The sequence below is a fragment of the Rossellomorea aquimaris TF-12 genome (assembly GCF_001648555.1).
In the GTDB taxonomy this organism is placed as follows: domain Bacteria; phylum Bacillota; class Bacilli; order Bacillales; family Bacillaceae_B; genus Rossellomorea; species Rossellomorea aquimaris.
The window spans coordinates 42,212-57,667 of the sequence record NZ_LQXM01000021.1; the positions used below are offsets into that span (position 1 = coordinate 42,212).

The following is a 15,456-nucleotide window of genomic DNA, read 5'->3' on the forward strand; positions in this document are numbered from 1 at the left end:
ACAGTATTACTAATTTACTAGAATTCATTTAGAATCAAACGAAAAAGAGACGTCCATACAGAAGGTGAATCTACCATTTGTATGGACGTCCCTATCAATAGAAATTTCTCAATCATATTTATTATTTCGTTCAAATAATTCATATTGAAAAGCCAGGTTTAAATTTCTTGCTGCTTCCTGCAATGATAAATAAATATTATTGTCCTTGTCATCCTCTTCTATCTGTATGGATGATAATGAACTTTGCAATGCTTGATAGATCTTCTGATAATCCATCAAAGTATGCTCCATTCTCATTCACTCCTCGAAAAATGATAAATCTATTATACGCAGGAAATGAAATGGATATTCATTGCTCTTATAATTTAGAATACGTTTTAATTGTTTAATTCTTTTCTTGGTGGACGAGGTCCCCAATACTGATAATAATCCGTTCGAATAAAGCCGTTAAATAATTTACGCTTCTTAGTAGCTAGCTTACCATAGCATTGTTCGAAATGTTCATGAGAAGTCATCATATATACAGACCAGGTTTCTAACTCTTTAAAAGCTTTCCCCATATCACTATACATTTTTTCGACTTCTTTTCGTTCACCTAATCGTTCTCCATATGGAGGGTTCCCTATGATCACTCCATAGTCTAATTCAGAAGTGAAATCCTTTACCTGCATTTGCTTGAATTTGACCAAATCTCCAAGCCCAGCCTCGAGTGCATTTTCTTTTGACACCTCAATCATTCTATGGTCGATGTCTGTCCCTAAGATTTCAAGGGGTTGATCATAATTTGCTAAATCTTCGGCTTCCATTCGTACTTTGTCCCAGACATCTCCTGAAATCATTGGCCAGCTCTCTGCCAAAAATTCTCGATTAAACCCAGGGGCAATGTTTTGTCCTATTAACGCAGCCTCAATTGGAATTGTTCCAGATCCGCAGAAAGGATCTACTAAAGGACGATCAGCATTCCAAGTAGTTAGCTGGATAAGAGCAGCTGCCAACGTTTCTTTTAATGGAGCCTCTCCTTGACCTACACGGTATCCTCTCTTATGGAGTCCTCTGCCGCTTGTATCAAGTGTAATACTTGCTACATCTTTATGAATGGCTACCTCAATTTTAAAAAGAGGGCCAGTTTCGTCTAACCAGGATGTCCGACGATACGCTTTTCTTAATCTTTCAACAATGGATTTTTTCACGATTGCCTGACAATCAGGAACACTGTATAATTTTGATTTAACTGATTTTCCTTGAACTGGAAACTCTGCATCTTCCGGAAGATAATCTTCCCATGGTAACTTTTTTGTATTTTCAAAAAGTTCATCGAAGGAATAAGCTTTAAATTCACCGACCAGAATTTTTATTCTATCTGCTGTACGAAGCCACATATTTGCTCTGGCGATGGCTGTTTCATCACCTTCAAAAATAACTTTTCCATTCTCAACTTTGCATTCGTACCCTAAATCTTTTACTTCTTTGGCGACTATCGATTCAAGTCCCATAGCTGCCGTTGCAATTAATGTATATGTACTCATGGTATACACCTCATCAGTAAATTGTCTCTATTCTGTTATTATAGTCTAATTATAAATAAAAATAAGGTTCCGCTAACGTTTCATGTTGTTTTTATGAAAATTGCGAAGGATTATGCTTCTATTTGCTATTTTAAAAAGAAACCTTGTCCATCTTGATCGGGGCTTTCCTCAAGTTGTTTCACTAAATCATCAACATAATAGCATCGTGTAATAATGTAAAAATAAAAAGGACTGATACGTAAGGTAATGTATTACCTGCATGTATCAGCCACTTGCATAGTTGTAATCATTAAAACAATTGCTTTACTCCCGTTATAACGTTCTATAAGCCATGTTTTGTTCCGTCGTACTACAAGCGACTTATCGTCTCGTACTCAGGCGGTAATCATCTATCTACAAAGGATTAACCTTTGTCCCTCTCTTCGTTCAATTCCTTTGAGAGGATTCCCCTACCTAAATTTGGGTTTCTCGCTCGTGGGGTTTACCTCGTTCCACTCCTGCCATTTCTAACAGGACTTCGTCACTGTGGCACTTTCAAGGTAGTCAAACCATATCTACGAATAGACTTAGGAATTTTCCCTGCCATCAACTCATAAATGAGCTGCCCTAGCTTATGAATTGGCTAGGCACGAACACTACGGGCATCTCAGCACCGTGCGAGCATGGACTTTCCTCTACAACAAAATGTTGCAGCGATTACCCGAACGCTATAAAGGATCAGCAATTCCTAATTATAAAGGAGTTTAGTCGATAATTCAACAGGAAAAATCAGTCATACAATTTATTTCCAAATACATGCTTTTCTAAATTAGACAACCTCTTTAAAATATCAAAGTTTGTTGTTCCTGTCTGCTGAGGCTGTGCTATTGGGCGCTTGTTTGCACCATCTACTTGTTTTTTCAAACGAAGATTTTCTTGTTGAAGTTCTTCAATCTCTTGATGAAATGTTTCATAATCCTTGATAATCAAATCCAAAAATTTATCCACATCTTCTTGTTTATAACCTCGCATACCACTTTTAAATTCTTTTTCTAAAATGTCTTTTGCCGTTAATTTAACTTTATCTGAGATCATTATATTCACCTCTATATTTATCTCTATCATTTTTTCAAATTACTTATAATTTGTCAATTATATAAATGGAAAAAAGGGATGAAACTGAGAAACCAATATTATGATTTCCATTGTTCTTCTTCTACCACCCATTGTAAGTCATCAAAGGATATCGTTCTGATTTCAAAATAAGGATTTGATTCTTTTATTTTTTTTGCTTCTTGAAAAAAATATTGTGGTGACCCTTCTTTTTCTTCATCATACAAAATAAGTAGCGATTGACTTTTTTGTAAAAATAATTGATTTCTATTCCGAAATTGTTGTGGGTTTTTATAAGGCTCTTTAGAGATAGATTCCACAAAATCAGCTTGGGAAACAATCATTTCATAATACTCTTTGTTTTGTTCGTTCCATTTCTCTTCTTGATTTATAAAAGGCGTAAGAATCGCTAATTTGAGATTGGGGTAATCTTCCTGCAGTTCAAATACTACTTCAGCTCCCCAAAGCTCTACTCCAAGCTGACCACTTATTAATACCCATTCCAAACCGTTATCCAAAAGATCGATCAACTCTTTTTTCAGAGCTTGTTTAATATAATACACCGCTTTGTCATCTTGTTTAAAAATGCCTAATTCGAAAGATTTGTAACCTGTTAAGCACACAACTTTACTCAATCTGATAAAACTCCTTTTTGAAAAGGTTGGTTCTACAATGTATAGGGTTCTGAAACCCTAATGAAATTTCGATTCAATTCTATATCTCTTATGTAATTCTAGTGTACCCAAACTTATACACACTATTGTAACACATTTCAATATTTTGCTTTATAGAAAATGAAAAAAGGGTAACTCAGTCAGAGTATGACACCCCCAGGAATAAAAAAGTACAATAAACATCCTGTATTATCTGAAGTCACACTCTTATAAGTTACCCTTTTAAGAGGTTATCTAAATAAAATTATCGCCCCATACCGTATGGTCCGAAAGGTGGTCTTGGTCTAGGGCCTGGGCCTGGGCCTGGGCCGAATCCTGGACCGCCTGGGCCAACGCCGGGTCCCTGACCTGCTCCTGGACCTCCAGGGCCGCCTCCGCAGTTAAACTGTTGGTTTGAAACACTGTCTACAGTTGATTGTGTTTGTGGAAAATAATGTTTATGTTGGTACATAACATTGTTCACTGTTGTTGTATGTTGTGGATGAATATGAGGAACCTCATAGGTAGTAAAAGTATGGTTCACACAACATTTAGTAGGGTGCTTTACTGCTGGAAGCACATTACTAGGTCTTGGTCTACAATGCATAGTAATAATCTCCTTTCATCAATTAGTTGTTACATTAACAGCCTATGATTTGAAGGGAGAACATGTACTAATGAAAATACCTATTTTTGTAGCTTCATGCTACATAAAAGTATATAGACTTTCAGAATAATTAGAAAAAACAAACACAGTTAAACCAATGACGACAAAAAACAAAATTAAGATCGCACGGTTCATTTTCATCATCCCATCTAAAGAAAAAATATTTCAACACAATTAAATATTTTACAACTTCTTTAGAAAATTCTCAATATAAATATAAGAGGAATGAACCATTTTTTATTTTTTTCTGATTCTTTGCCAAAATATGCTTTAAAGTCGGAATTACCCGCTTTTTTTGACTAACCGATTGATTCGATAATTCAATTTTTCTAAGGAGGATTTCACCTTTCCTTCATCCTCAGAGTCGGAATATTGTAGTAAATGGACCAGCTCGTAGCACTTTTTTAAGGCCATTTGGTAATCCTTGGTTTTATGCTCGTACAGCTTTGCTAATTCTAATAATACTTCTTTCTTTATACGTAACGATGAAGTGTTCGAAGCTTCTTCCCAAAGCTCGATGGCCTTTTGTACGTTTTTTTCTTTTTTGTATTGTAAAGCTAATTGATGCATTGCTTCATAATTCTCATTTTTACTGCCTTTTAGAATGTTTTCATACCGTTCCTTAGCAATCCCCTTATTACCTGTATATTCAAGCCATCTTCCAACTTCAAATTGTTCCTGATCCGTTGATGTTTCATCTACATTCAACAACTGAAATGAAAGATGAGTATACAACGTAATTAATGATAAGATATCTAATTCATTATGCTTCATGACCTGTAAAATACCTTCCGGATCTCTCCGGTCAATATAATCAAAATAAATCATAGGAGCCAGATAGCCTGGAACGTCATCCTTTCTCTCAAAACCTAAAATTTCTTTTTCTACATTTACTAATTTAACGGAATCTAATTTATGCTTAAATAGCCTTCTTGACCCATGGTATAAATCAAAATGCCCAAAGGAAGGAAGTTGTGGAACATGATCTTTAAGTAATCTATGCCTCGTCTTCACTTGTGGCCAATCAAAGGCTTTACCATTGTACGTAACGAGAGTAGTATAATCTACCTTGCTTAAAAAACTATGATATAAAGGAATCTCGCTACCTGGTTGTGGTAAAAAATGTTGCGTTACAATCACTTCATCCCCAACAATTCTTCCATGCCCCAATAAAAAGATTGTATTTCCAACCCCTCCACCTAAACCTGTTGTTTCAGTATCGAAGAAAAATAAGTCCTCTGGATGTAATCCTTTTGTTGAAAGTGGATGTTCACCATTAAAGCTTTGCCAAGCCTTTACCGCTTTTAACAAATCCTTAAACGCATACTGGCCATGTTTATGAAGGATAGAATACCTTTTTTCACGGACCAAACAATAATCCCCATCTACTTGGTAAGTTGTTGTTCCATTTTGTATCCAGCTCTCCTCATGGGCGAGGTTAATCGTTGAGTCCTCAAATAAAGGTAATGGTTTAGTATCCTTTTCTTCATTTTCTTCTCTAATAATATGCTTTTTCATTCGATTCAATTTATTCTTTAAAGACATTATGTCTCCTCCCTTGTTTACTGAAGGAAAAGATAGAGAAGCTTTAGGGCATCGCCTTTAGCCGATTCTAAGGAGTGCTCTGTTCCTATACAGGATGGACATCCATTTTGACAAGGACAACGTTCAATCATCATTGTGGTTTCATCAAGTATATTCTCTATTTGTTCATATACCTTCTCACTTAATCCAACTCCTCCTGGATAACGATCGTAAATAAATACAGTTGGTTTTTCATTATGAGCTGCTTTAACTTGTGGTACTACGAAAATATCGCTTGGATCACACATAACGTATAGTGGAACTATCGCCTTTAAGCTTTGTGCTACGCCAATCAAGCCTTCTTCTAGTCGCTCTTGAGTAAATACCGATTGATCATATAGGGAAATCCAGCTTGAGCTAGTATGAAGTTCTTCTTCAGGAAGATGAATTGGACCAGATCCTATATTCTCATGAGTGTCAAATTTAATTTTTTTGAAAATAGTTGCCATGGCTTGGACTGTAACGTCTCCAAAAGCAATTTCACATGAACCAGTTTGTCTATTTTTATCCGTCTCAAGCACTCTGAGTTGAACAGCTAAATTAGCATCCGTAAAATAATCCACATCCACTTCTCTTACAAATGCCTTCTTTTCATCCCAATCCAATTTTTCCACTTGATATTGAACACCTTGATGAAGATAAATAGCTTCGTCATGTAATAAAGTCATTGCAGAAAAACGATCCATCTCTCCGATCACCTTCACTGCAGCAATTTCTGTTTGATCAATAATGATCACATTTTCTTGAGACGCGGAACGAAGACTTATGTTATGGGCAGGAAAGACATCATTCATCCAGTACCACTTTTCACCGTTTTTATGAACAACTCTCTCCTCCACTAAAAACTCCAGGATATCCTCAATATTATGCTGACCAAATTCCTCACCTTCCTTGAATGGGAGCTCATATGCAGCACACTTTATATGATCTATAAGAATAATGAGATTATCAGGATTAATTCTTGCTGTTTCAGGAGTCTGATTAAAGAAATAGTCTGGATGTTTGATGATAAATTGATCAAGAGGGCTAGAACTTGCTACCATAATAACGAGAGACTCCCCGTGCCTTCTTCCAGCTCTCCCAGCCTGTTGCCAAGCACTTGCAATTGTTCCTGGGTATCCAGTCATAATACATACCTGCAATTGACCAATGTCTACTCCAAGTTCAAGGGCATTCGTACTCACAACACCATATATTTCTCCTGAACGAAGACCTTTTTCTATTTCTCTTCTTTGGGTAGGAAGATATCCTCCCCTATATCCTCTAATCGATTTTGGCCCTAATTGATTCTTGACCAAATTTTGTAAATAAGTCAGAATAATCTCTACCCTCACTCTACTTCTAGCAAAAATAATAGTTTGAATTTTGTTTCTTAACAGCTCTCCGGCAATTTTTCTAACCTCAAGGGTTGCGCTCCTACGAATGTTTAAGGGTTTATTAACAATTGGTGGATTATAAAATAAGAAGTGTTTCTTTGCGCTAGGTGCTCCGTTATTGTTTATCAAACTCATTTGAGTCCCTGTTAACTCCTCTGCTAATTCCTTTGGATTGGCGATGGTAGCCGATGTACAGATAAAAATAGGCTTGGCTCCATAAAATTCGCAAATACGTTGCAACCTTCTAATTACGTTACTAACATGGGAACCAAACACACCCCTATATATATGAAGCTCATCTATAATGACATATTTCAGATTTTCAAATAATGATACCCATTTCGTATGATGAGGTAATATAGCTGAATGAAGCATATCTGGATTGGTTATCACAATATGACCTGCTTTTCTAACCTTTTGACGAATATTTGCAGCTGTATCCCCGTCATATGTGTAGCTATTAATGTCTGCTCCCGCCTCTGAAATGATTTCATTTAACTCACTCTTTTGATCTTGCGCGAGAGCTTTCGTAGGAAATATATATAAGGCTCTGGCATTTTCATCTTCTAAGATTGACTGAAGAACAGGAAGGTTATAACAAAGTGTCTTTCCAGATGCTGTAGGGGTCACAGCAGTAAAACTCTTTCCCTCCATAGCTAATTGGAAGGCGGAGTGTTGATGAGAATATAGTTTTTGAATCCCTTTTCCCATTAAAGCTTTCTTGATTCGATCATCCACTTCATCAGGCATGTTGACAAGCTGAGCAGGTTTTTCTTCGATAGTATGCCAATGGACAACCTGTTGGTTAAATTGTTCATCCTTTTTAAATACATCTATAATTTGTTGCAGGTTATTCTTCTTAAACACACGTTTCACCTCTTTACTCTATTTTAGCGAATCTATGTTCGAACCTAAAGTAAAAAAAACGAATTAGCCTGTTTTTGCTCCATTTCTTTTTTTAAAAAAGCTCCTTTCGCAAAGATTGTTGTTTTATACATGAGTCTGTTAATGGCTCTGTCAACCAGTGTGTGCCAGGTGGTGAGGGGATCTGCTTCGCTTTCCGCGAACGTTCGGCCGAGCCTCCTCAGCTTCGCTTCCGGGGTCTCGGCACGCCCGTTCTTCCGCAGGAATCTACGCAGTTCCCCTCCCCATCTATGCACTTCCATTGTTATTCTCCTCATTATTTGGTAGACAATAGCACAATTTTCAACCTGTTTCATAGACTACTATGAATATGTTTGCATGAAAGGAGTATCTACACTATGAAAAAAGAATTTCCAAATGAACCTACAAATAAAAATGGTTTTGGGGATTTAATTCACACAATGAATGAGTTTTTTCATGAACGACCGATGAAAGGGATGCTACAAAGCATCGATGATTTTTTTGCTTCATCGGCCAATCCTTTTGGTACTTTTCCAGTGGACCTGAGAGAAGCAAATAATCATTATATTGTAACAGCAGAGCTTCCAGGAATTAAAAAAGATCAAATCGAATTAGACGTTTTCCCTCAATTCATGACTATTTCGGTTACAAATATTGAAAGTTACTCGGAAGAAAATGAAAGGCATCAAGTCATTCGAAGAAAGCAATCAACCAGGAAAAGCACTAGAACGATTAATTTTCCAAGAACCGTTAATGAAAAGAATGTAAAAGCTTCATACAAAGATGGATTATTAACCGTGAAAGTAGATAGAGAGTCTGGGAAAAGAATAAATATCGAATAAAAAGAAAGAAGAGCAGCCAAAGCTGCTCTTCTTTCTTTTTAAAGTTTAAAAATACCTCCAAGTCCTTTAACAAGTGATGATACTTGATTTACGGCTCCCATTAATTGACCTGTGGTATTCATCACCTTATTGAAATCAAATGATCCGTCTTGTGACTTAAAAGAATTCATAATGCCATTTACTCCAGTTGATGGCGGTTTATTCATAAACGATGCTTTAGGATAAGGGTTTGCATACTGTGGCTGCTGCATGGCCTTCATTTGATAAGGGTTGTATTCTTCCTGTTGAAGAGGATTTTCAAAATAAGGATTCATTTGATTATGATTCCCCTGCTCCTGAAAGGGTGAGAATGCATGATTAGGCTGTTGATAAAAATTTGGATAGCCAGGATGGTAATTGGATTGGGCTGTAAAAGGTTCTTGAGCAGGATAGTTTAACATTTGCCCTTGGGCTGGATAGGGTGGATTGGGATAAGGAATAGAATAGTAATTGTGCATTTGCCTTAATTTACGTGAAGAATTCATACTTAGCCCCCTTACATTTAAATAGTTACTACACCATATGAGAGGATGAAACGATTGGTGAAAAAACCATATAATATTTTTCGACACAGTTGAAAATAATGTCGGAAGTTACACTATTCTTAAAACTTAAAGAAAGCGTTTTCTATGTTACCATACGAATAGAAGGTAGCTATCATTTTCTTATGAAATATTAGTATTAGGAGGAATATTTATGACACTGAATGAATTGCTTAAAATGTTCGAGAATCGAAAACAGTATGAAGCAACAGATCAACTAGAACTCCTTACAATGGCCAAAAAACTTTATATTTCAAATGAAATATCCTATCAAGATTATAAAAAGCTCGTTAAAGAAATAAATGAAACTGAAGATACTGCAATTACAAATTAAGTTTTAACTCTTTTGCCGGTTATCTTGATTATTCCTTTACTGAACTATAATAAAAAAAGGAGAAGCCATATGGCTTCTCCTTTTTCTTACTGGAGTTCATCCAGTTGTGTTTGAAGTACATAAGATACTGATTGGAAGTGACTAATAAAACGATTATAGCTAGATTCAGGAAAGAAACAGTGAACTGATAACATTTCAATATTATCATAGGTGTTAATGACCTGAGGTAAATGCAGGTGCTTTGGTTTATCTTCTCTTATCCATTCCATAGATAACTCTTTCCACTTATCGTTTGTTGCCTTCACCTTATCTGCAAAGGGTTTAACCTCAGTATAGAACTCCCCCTTCTCTCCAGTCGTTCTCCTATTTTTATATTCAATTATCATTTTTTCTGCATAACTCAAAAGCTCATTTGTTACAGGTATTAATTCTTTCAATTAAAGACCCCCTGGATAACTAATACTTTGCACAGTTGTTTCAATAGCAGCGTATGTTCAATTTAATCTGTAAATGGTACTGATAAGCTTTTATATGTAAAGGCAAGTAAACGATTTGACCAGAATTACGTGGAAGAAGTTTCAGCTATACACGAGCTTTCCACATTTAGAAAACAAAATAGAAAGTAGCATAATGCTACTTTCTATTATAAGTTTATGACGTCTTATAAGATAATTCAAGCTTCTGCATCATGAAGACATTTTCCTTTTCCCAATTATTATTTGTTGTGGACCCCACTTTCCTTTCAATCCCAGACATCTTTATGTCCAGCTTTTGCAACTGATTCTCTAACCTAGCACTTCCTTCTCGATCTTCTGCAGATACTCTGTCATATAGGCGTTGTTCCAATTGATTAAGACTTTCTTCAATTTCAGCTAACTTCAACATGATATCTTGTTTTGGAAGCATGTGCCTTCCTCCTGGCATTTTAGATTTAGTTAAATTATTCTCTCTTTTTATGACCATTCCTTCCCCCGTGACAAAACTAGAAGGGATTCGTCAAAGAAAGTGCAAATAGGACATTTGACTGATTATGATTCGACATTGAGCAGTATAAATGATTCAAAAGAACAAATAATGTAAATGGAGGTGTTTTGAGATGAAAAATCAAAAAAACAAACAAGGAAAAAAGCCTACGGAAAACACTGCAGACACGAAAGCTGCTAAAGGAAACCCTAAATTAGAGGGTCCTAATCGTCCTGCTACGTGATTCCCCTTTACAATATGTAAAGACCTATATGAGTTCGTTTAAAACTGCCCCACGCTGTATACAGCGTGGGGCAGTTTTAATTTTTCATTTTTTAAGAAAATGATAAAGTGACTTCTTTACTTTTACCATTCTCTTTAATTGTTTTTGCTTTTGCGAAAACCATTCAGTCAAATCTACTTCTTTAGGTAATAAGGGGTCTTCAAACCATTTAGGATTTATATTTACATGATTAGACCAATCCTCTATTTCTCTCCAATGATGAGAGACTTTTTTATAAGCTTTGTGTAGAGGCGGTGTCCTAGTTGAAAGCTTATTCTTACAATAACCTTCATAATCCGTTCTGGAACCTGTATGTTTGATAGTTGAGGAAAATTCAAGAAAGTCGTGAAAATACTTTGGATTAAATAATATGTTAAATAATATTTTCCCTAGTTCAATTCTGTTATCTACATGTCTAAAGCCATGAACACTGGCTCCAATTAACTCTCCATTCAAAGTTGGGAAAATAACGGAACAAAAATGGAAATGTTCTTCTAAATAAAATAAAGAAGATCCAAAAATTCTTTTTTTATATACAGGATGCTCAATTACAGGATGTTGAATTAAGTTCTGTTCATTAATAATTAAGGCTTTCACCAATCTACTTTCATCTCGTGTATCCCAATACATATTCCATTCATACTCCATAAAGCTCGAAACATGAAATTCCTTTAAAAGGTGAAACATTTTCTTATTATATTCCGTCGAATAATGATAGATAAGCAGTTGAGGAAATGCATCTTGAAATATGGACCAATTTGCTCTTTCATATGTCATAAACAAAAGATCTCTAGTTTTTAGATTTATCAACTCAGGAAAAGTGGCTCCTTTTAGATCCGTCATATTCCACCCTGCATTTCTAGAAACCATTGAAGCTAAGTAAGCCCACTTCACTTCAGGATGAATAAAAAAAAATTTTTGATAAGCGATTGTTCTTGATATATTATCTTGATTATATAATTGTACGCATGATTGAATACACTTAATCCACTCAGCTTTAAGTTTATCTTCAGTTAAATGGGGTATAAAGCGATAAGTATTGTTGATTTGATCCACCATTCTCCCCCTTTTCTCCTTTAGCCATATAATGGGGAGATTTGTAATGATTTATTCACACAATTAGGAGTGGTTTCTGTTATGATATAGATTAGTCTGTGAGGTGAATTGCCATGAAATTCCATTATCCAAATGGGAAGAAATATGTGGAAAGGAATGTACCCTCAAAAAAAATTTCGTCTCAATCGAAACAAGTATCATATAGTAATCGAGGTATGACATTAGAAGAAGACATCAATGAAACAAATCAATATTATCTATCTTTTGATGTTGCTGTAATTCATAAAAAACCTACACCCGTCCAAATTGTAGACGTCCATTATCCAACTAGGAGTGCCGCTGTGATTAAAGAAGCATACTTTAAACAACCTTCTACAACGGACTATAACGGTGTGTATAAAGGACGTTATATCGACTTTGAAGCGAAGGAAACGAAAAATAAAACGTCATTCCCTCTTCAGAATTTTCATGAACATCAAATACAGCACATGGAAATGGTTTTTAAACAAGGTGGGATTACTTTTGTTATACTAAGATTTTCTCTTTCTGAAGAAATGTTTCTCCTTCCTTTTGAAGCATTAAAACATTTTTGGGACCGCATGAAAAATGGTGGAAGAAAATCAATGAAAAAGGAAGAAATTCAAGAAAAGGGTTCACCTGTTTCTTTAGGGCTTCACCCTAGAGTTGATTACTTAAAAGTAGTTCGTCAGATTTATTTTTAATTCCTACAATACTTTAACTATAATTTTTTTTGAGAAAAGTAGTATAATTTCTATCTTAGACAATACTAAAAAGACAGAAGATTGAAAGTGAGGAAATAATATGGCTGGTCAATATAAGTCAAGGGAAGAAAAGCGCCAAGCCCAACAGAAAGCTAGCACTAATAAGAGCAAAAAGGGCCATTTATTTAAACGTGTCATTATATCATTATTTATAATTGGAATTATAGGGATGTTAGCAGGCGCTGGATTATTTGCTTTCTACGCATCAACCGCTCCAAAGCTAGATGAAAAACTATTAAAGGACCCAATCGCTTCGGAAATATATGATATGAACGGTGAATTAATTACTACCGTTGGAAAAGAAAATAGAGAATATGCCAATTTTGATGATATTCCTCAAATCATGCAAGATGCCGTATTGGCCACAGAGGACAATCGATTCTATAAGCATAACGGGATTGATCTCATTCGATTAGGTGGAGCAGTTATTGCAAACGTAACTCATGGATTTGGCTCTGAAGGGGCATCTACCATAACACAACAGGTCATTAAGGGTTCTTTCCTCAGTCAGGATAAAACCTTAAAAAGAAAAGCTCAAGAAGCATGGTTAGCTCTAAAATTAGAGCAAGAATATACAAAAGAAGAAATTTTCGAAATGTATTTTAATAAAGTGTATATGTCTGATGGTATCCATGGGATGGCAACAGCTGCCGATTATTATTATGGAAAAGACATCAAAGATATTAAACTTCATGAAGCAGCCATGATTGCCGGTATGCCTCAGAGCCCGAATAATTATAATCCATTTGATTATCCGGAAAAAGCAGAAAAAAGACGAAACATCGTTTTATCACTAATGGTACAGCACGGAAAGATTTCGGAGAAAGAAAAAGAGCAAGCACAACAAGTTCCGATTGCAGAAGGACTAGTATCGAAAGAACAACGTGAAAAAGAAAATGGAAATAAATATCCAGCATTCGTAGATGCAGTCCTAGATGAAGTTCAAAAGCTTGGAGATTATAATCTGTTTTCTGACGGTTTAAAAGTATATACAACGTTAGACACAAATGCTCAGAAGCGCGTGGAAGAAATTTTAGCTGGTGAAAACATTTCGTTTGCTTACCCAGAGAACGAAGAGCCTATGCAAGCTGGAATTACCCTCCTTGATACAAAAACAGGTGAAATTCGAGCGATCGGCGGCGGCCGCGAGCAAGACCCAAATGTACAGCGTGGATTTAATTTTGCCATAGATAGCAAACGTCAGCCTGGGTCAACAATCAAACCATTGATTGATTATGGACCAGCAATCGAGTATTTAAAATGGTCAACTTATCACATCTTAGATGATGAGCCTTACAAATATTCAAATGGTGATGAAATTAATAACTACGATGGGAAGTTTAAAGGCCCTATCACAACAAGAGAAGCACTCTGGGATTCCCGTAATATCACAGCGTTAAAAGCGTTCCAAGAAGTGGGCCCTGAAAAAGCTGAAGAATTTGTAAATGGATTAGGATTAAAATTCGACCATTATTTTGAAGCTGCTTCAATTGGAGGGGTATCTCCTGGTGTAAACACCGTTCAAATGGCCGGAGCATACTCTGCCTTTGGTAATGAAGGGATTTATACAAAGCCTCATACAGTTAAAAAAGTCGTCCTTCGCGACGGTGAAACCGAAATCAAGAATGATGTGAAACCTAAACCGGCTATGAAAGAATATACAGCCTACATGATTTCTGACATGCTGCAAAGCGTCATTGATCATCCTAGAGGAACTGGCGTTTACGCTAAAGTACCTGGTCTGCCTATGGCCGGTAAATCTGGAACAACCAACTATTCTCAGAAAGATCGTGAAAAATATGGTATCCCTAAAGCAAATGCCCCTGACTCATGGTTTGTTGGCTATACAACTAATTATACTGCTGCAGTCTGGACAGGATACGATAAACAAACGAAATATAGCTTAACACCTACTGACCGAAGAATTTCACAATATATTGTCAGCGACTTAATGAGCTATGTTCATGATGGAGTAGAAACACCTGACTTTAACAAGCCTGGAAGTGTAGTTGAGTCTAAGGTTGAATTAGGAAGTAACCCAGCAAGATTACCAAGCGACTATACTCCTGACGACCGTATCATCACTGAACTGTTCGTAAAAGGAACTGAACCATCCAAGGTCTCAGATGAGTTCGATAAAATCGATGCACCAAAGAACCTTAAAGGTAAATTCAACAAAAAAGATAAAACCATCACTTTAACATGGGATTACGATAAGAAAAAAGAAGACGAAAATCTTGAATTTGAAGTGGCGGTTTCAATCAATGGCGAAAGCAAGCAAGTCCTCACTACTACTAAGGAAAGAGGATTGAATGTAGAAAATATAACTTCTGAAGGAACATTTACATTCCAAGTAGTCGCGGTTACGGATAATCAACGAAGTGATCCCGCAACAGTTGATGTGAAAGTAAAAACAAAGGATAAAGAAAAAAAGGAAAAAGATAAAGAAAACGAAGGCAACAATGGAAACGGCAATGGTAATGAAGAAGACAATTCAAACGATGAAGAAGGTTCTGACAACGGTACAGATGACAGCTCCGATACTGGTGATGGAACTGGAACCGGAGATGGTACTGGGGACGGTACTGGAACTGGAACCGGAGATGGTACTGGGGATGGCTCTGGTACCGGAGACGGTACTGGAACTGGCACTGGAACCGAAACTGAAGGTAGCACCAGCAATGGAGGTTCTACCTCATCCTCTCAGAGTTCATCTAGTAGCACTACAAATCAGTAATAAACAAAAGGCAACAAGGGAATTTTTCCTTGTTGCCTTTTTCCATTTAGGCTGTTTATCATTCAGTTTTTTAACATATTTCTTTTAAGATTTTT

General features: G+C 36.2%; 16 protein-coding genes and 1 other RNA gene. 4 read left to right on the forward strand and 13 right to left on the reverse strand.

The annotated features are described in order from the left end of the window. Positions 1-108: 108 nt before the first annotated feature. The 9 genes from IQI_RS03810 to IQI_RS03850 all read right to left on the reverse strand — a co-directional run bounded on the left by IQI_RS03810 (position 109) and on the right by IQI_RS03850 (position 8,064). On the reverse strand, positions 109-291 hold the full coding sequence (locus IQI_RS03810) for a hypothetical protein (protein ID WP_064091411.1): 183 nt from the start codon (positions 289-291) through the stop codon (positions 109-111). Positions 292-377: 86 nt separating this feature from the next. After that, on the reverse strand, positions 378-1,526 hold the full coding sequence (locus tag IQI_RS03815) for a THUMP domain-containing class I SAM-dependent RNA methyltransferase (protein WP_064091412.1): 1,149 nt from the start codon (positions 1,524-1,526) through the stop codon (positions 378-380). Between the two features lie 320 nt (positions 1,527-1,846). Then, an RNA gene (gene rnpB / locus IQI_RS03820) (RNase P RNA component class B) lies at positions 1,847-2,234 on the reverse strand. Positions 2,235-2,294: 60 nt separating this feature from the next. Next, positions 2,295-2,600 carry a cell division regulator GpsB gene (gpsB, locus tag IQI_RS03825; protein WP_064091413.1) on the reverse strand — a complete coding sequence of 102 codons (306 nt, stop codon included), beginning with the start codon at positions 2,598-2,600 and terminating at the stop codon, positions 2,295-2,297. Between the two features lie 98 nt (positions 2,601-2,698). After that, complete coding sequence (locus IQI_RS03830; RefSeq protein WP_064091414.1) at positions 2,699-3,253, reverse strand: SLOG family protein; 555 nt, start codon at positions 3,251-3,253, stop codon at positions 2,699-2,701. Positions 3,254-3,536: 283 nt separating this feature from the next. Further along, positions 3,537-3,878: a CotD family spore coat protein gene (locus tag IQI_RS03835; protein ID WP_064091415.1), complete on the reverse strand. Its 342-nt coding sequence runs from the start codon at positions 3,876-3,878 to the stop codon at positions 3,537-3,539. A 342-nt stretch (positions 3,879-4,220) separates the two neighbouring features. Beyond that, positions 4,221-5,483 carry a ribonuclease H-like domain-containing protein gene (locus IQI_RS03840; protein WP_064091416.1) on the reverse strand — a complete coding sequence of 421 codons (1,263 nt, stop codon included), beginning with the start codon at positions 5,481-5,483 and terminating at the stop codon, positions 4,221-4,223. A gap of 17 nt (positions 5,484-5,500) precedes the next feature. Beyond that, positions 5,501-7,765 carry a DEAD/DEAH box helicase gene (locus IQI_RS03845; protein WP_064091417.1) on the reverse strand — a complete coding sequence of 755 codons (2,265 nt, stop codon included), beginning with the start codon at positions 7,763-7,765 and terminating at the stop codon, positions 5,501-5,503. Positions 7,766-7,809: 44 nt separating this feature from the next. Then, positions 7,810-8,064 (reverse strand): hypothetical protein, encoded by a 255-nt coding sequence (locus IQI_RS03850; protein WP_064091418.1) that lies wholly within the window; start codon positions 8,062-8,064, stop codon positions 7,810-7,812. 96 nt (positions 8,065-8,160) lie between these two features. On the opposite strand from IQI_RS03850, the gene IQI_RS03855 reads away from it, so the two are divergent. After that, positions 8,161-8,625, forward strand: a complete 465-nt coding sequence (locus tag IQI_RS03855) for an Hsp20/alpha crystallin family protein (protein WP_064091419.1) — start codon at positions 8,161-8,163, stop codon at positions 8,623-8,625. Positions 8,626-8,663: 38 nt separating this feature from the next. Here the strand turns inward: IQI_RS03855 and IQI_RS20230 are convergent, their stop codons facing one another. Continuing rightward, positions 8,664-9,149 carry a YppG family protein gene (locus IQI_RS20230; RefSeq protein WP_082892573.1) on the reverse strand — a complete coding sequence of 162 codons (486 nt, stop codon included), beginning with the start codon at positions 9,147-9,149 and terminating at the stop codon, positions 8,664-8,666. A gap of 211 nt (positions 9,150-9,360) precedes the next feature. Between IQI_RS20230 and yppF the strand changes: the two genes are divergently transcribed. Further along, positions 9,361-9,540 (forward strand): YppF family protein, encoded by a 180-nt coding sequence (yppF, locus tag IQI_RS03865; protein ID WP_064091420.1) that lies wholly within the window; start codon positions 9,361-9,363, stop codon positions 9,538-9,540. 86 nt (positions 9,541-9,626) lie between these two features. Here the strand turns inward: yppF and IQI_RS03870 are convergent, their stop codons facing one another. The 3 genes from IQI_RS03870 to IQI_RS03880 form a co-directional block, all read right to left on the reverse strand. Continuing rightward, positions 9,627-9,977 carry a YppE family protein gene (locus IQI_RS03870; protein WP_064091421.1) on the reverse strand — a complete coding sequence of 117 codons (351 nt, stop codon included), beginning with the start codon at positions 9,975-9,977 and terminating at the stop codon, positions 9,627-9,629. A gap of 214 nt (positions 9,978-10,191) precedes the next feature. Beyond that, positions 10,192-10,446, reverse strand: a complete 255-nt coding sequence (locus IQI_RS03875; RefSeq protein WP_064091422.1) for a hypothetical protein — start codon at positions 10,444-10,446, stop codon at positions 10,192-10,194. A gap of 385 nt (positions 10,447-10,831) precedes the next feature. Further along, entirely contained in the window at positions 10,832-11,842 is a 1,011-nt protein-coding gene (locus IQI_RS03880; protein WP_231893378.1) for a DUF2515 family protein, read from the reverse strand. Positions 11,843-11,955: 113 nt separating this feature from the next. Here IQI_RS03880 and recU point away from each other — a divergent pair, with 113 nt between their 5' ends. Then, positions 11,956-12,564 carry a Holliday junction resolvase RecU gene (recU, locus tag IQI_RS03885; protein WP_064091423.1) on the forward strand — a complete coding sequence of 203 codons (609 nt, stop codon included), beginning with the start codon at positions 11,956-11,958 and terminating at the stop codon, positions 12,562-12,564. A 100-nt stretch (positions 12,565-12,664) separates the two neighbouring features. After that, positions 12,665-15,361: a penicillin-binding protein 1A gene (locus IQI_RS03890; RefSeq protein ID WP_064091424.1), complete on the forward strand. Its 2,697-nt coding sequence runs from the start codon at positions 12,665-12,667 to the stop codon at positions 15,359-15,361. Positions 15,362-15,456: the final 95 nt, after the last annotated feature.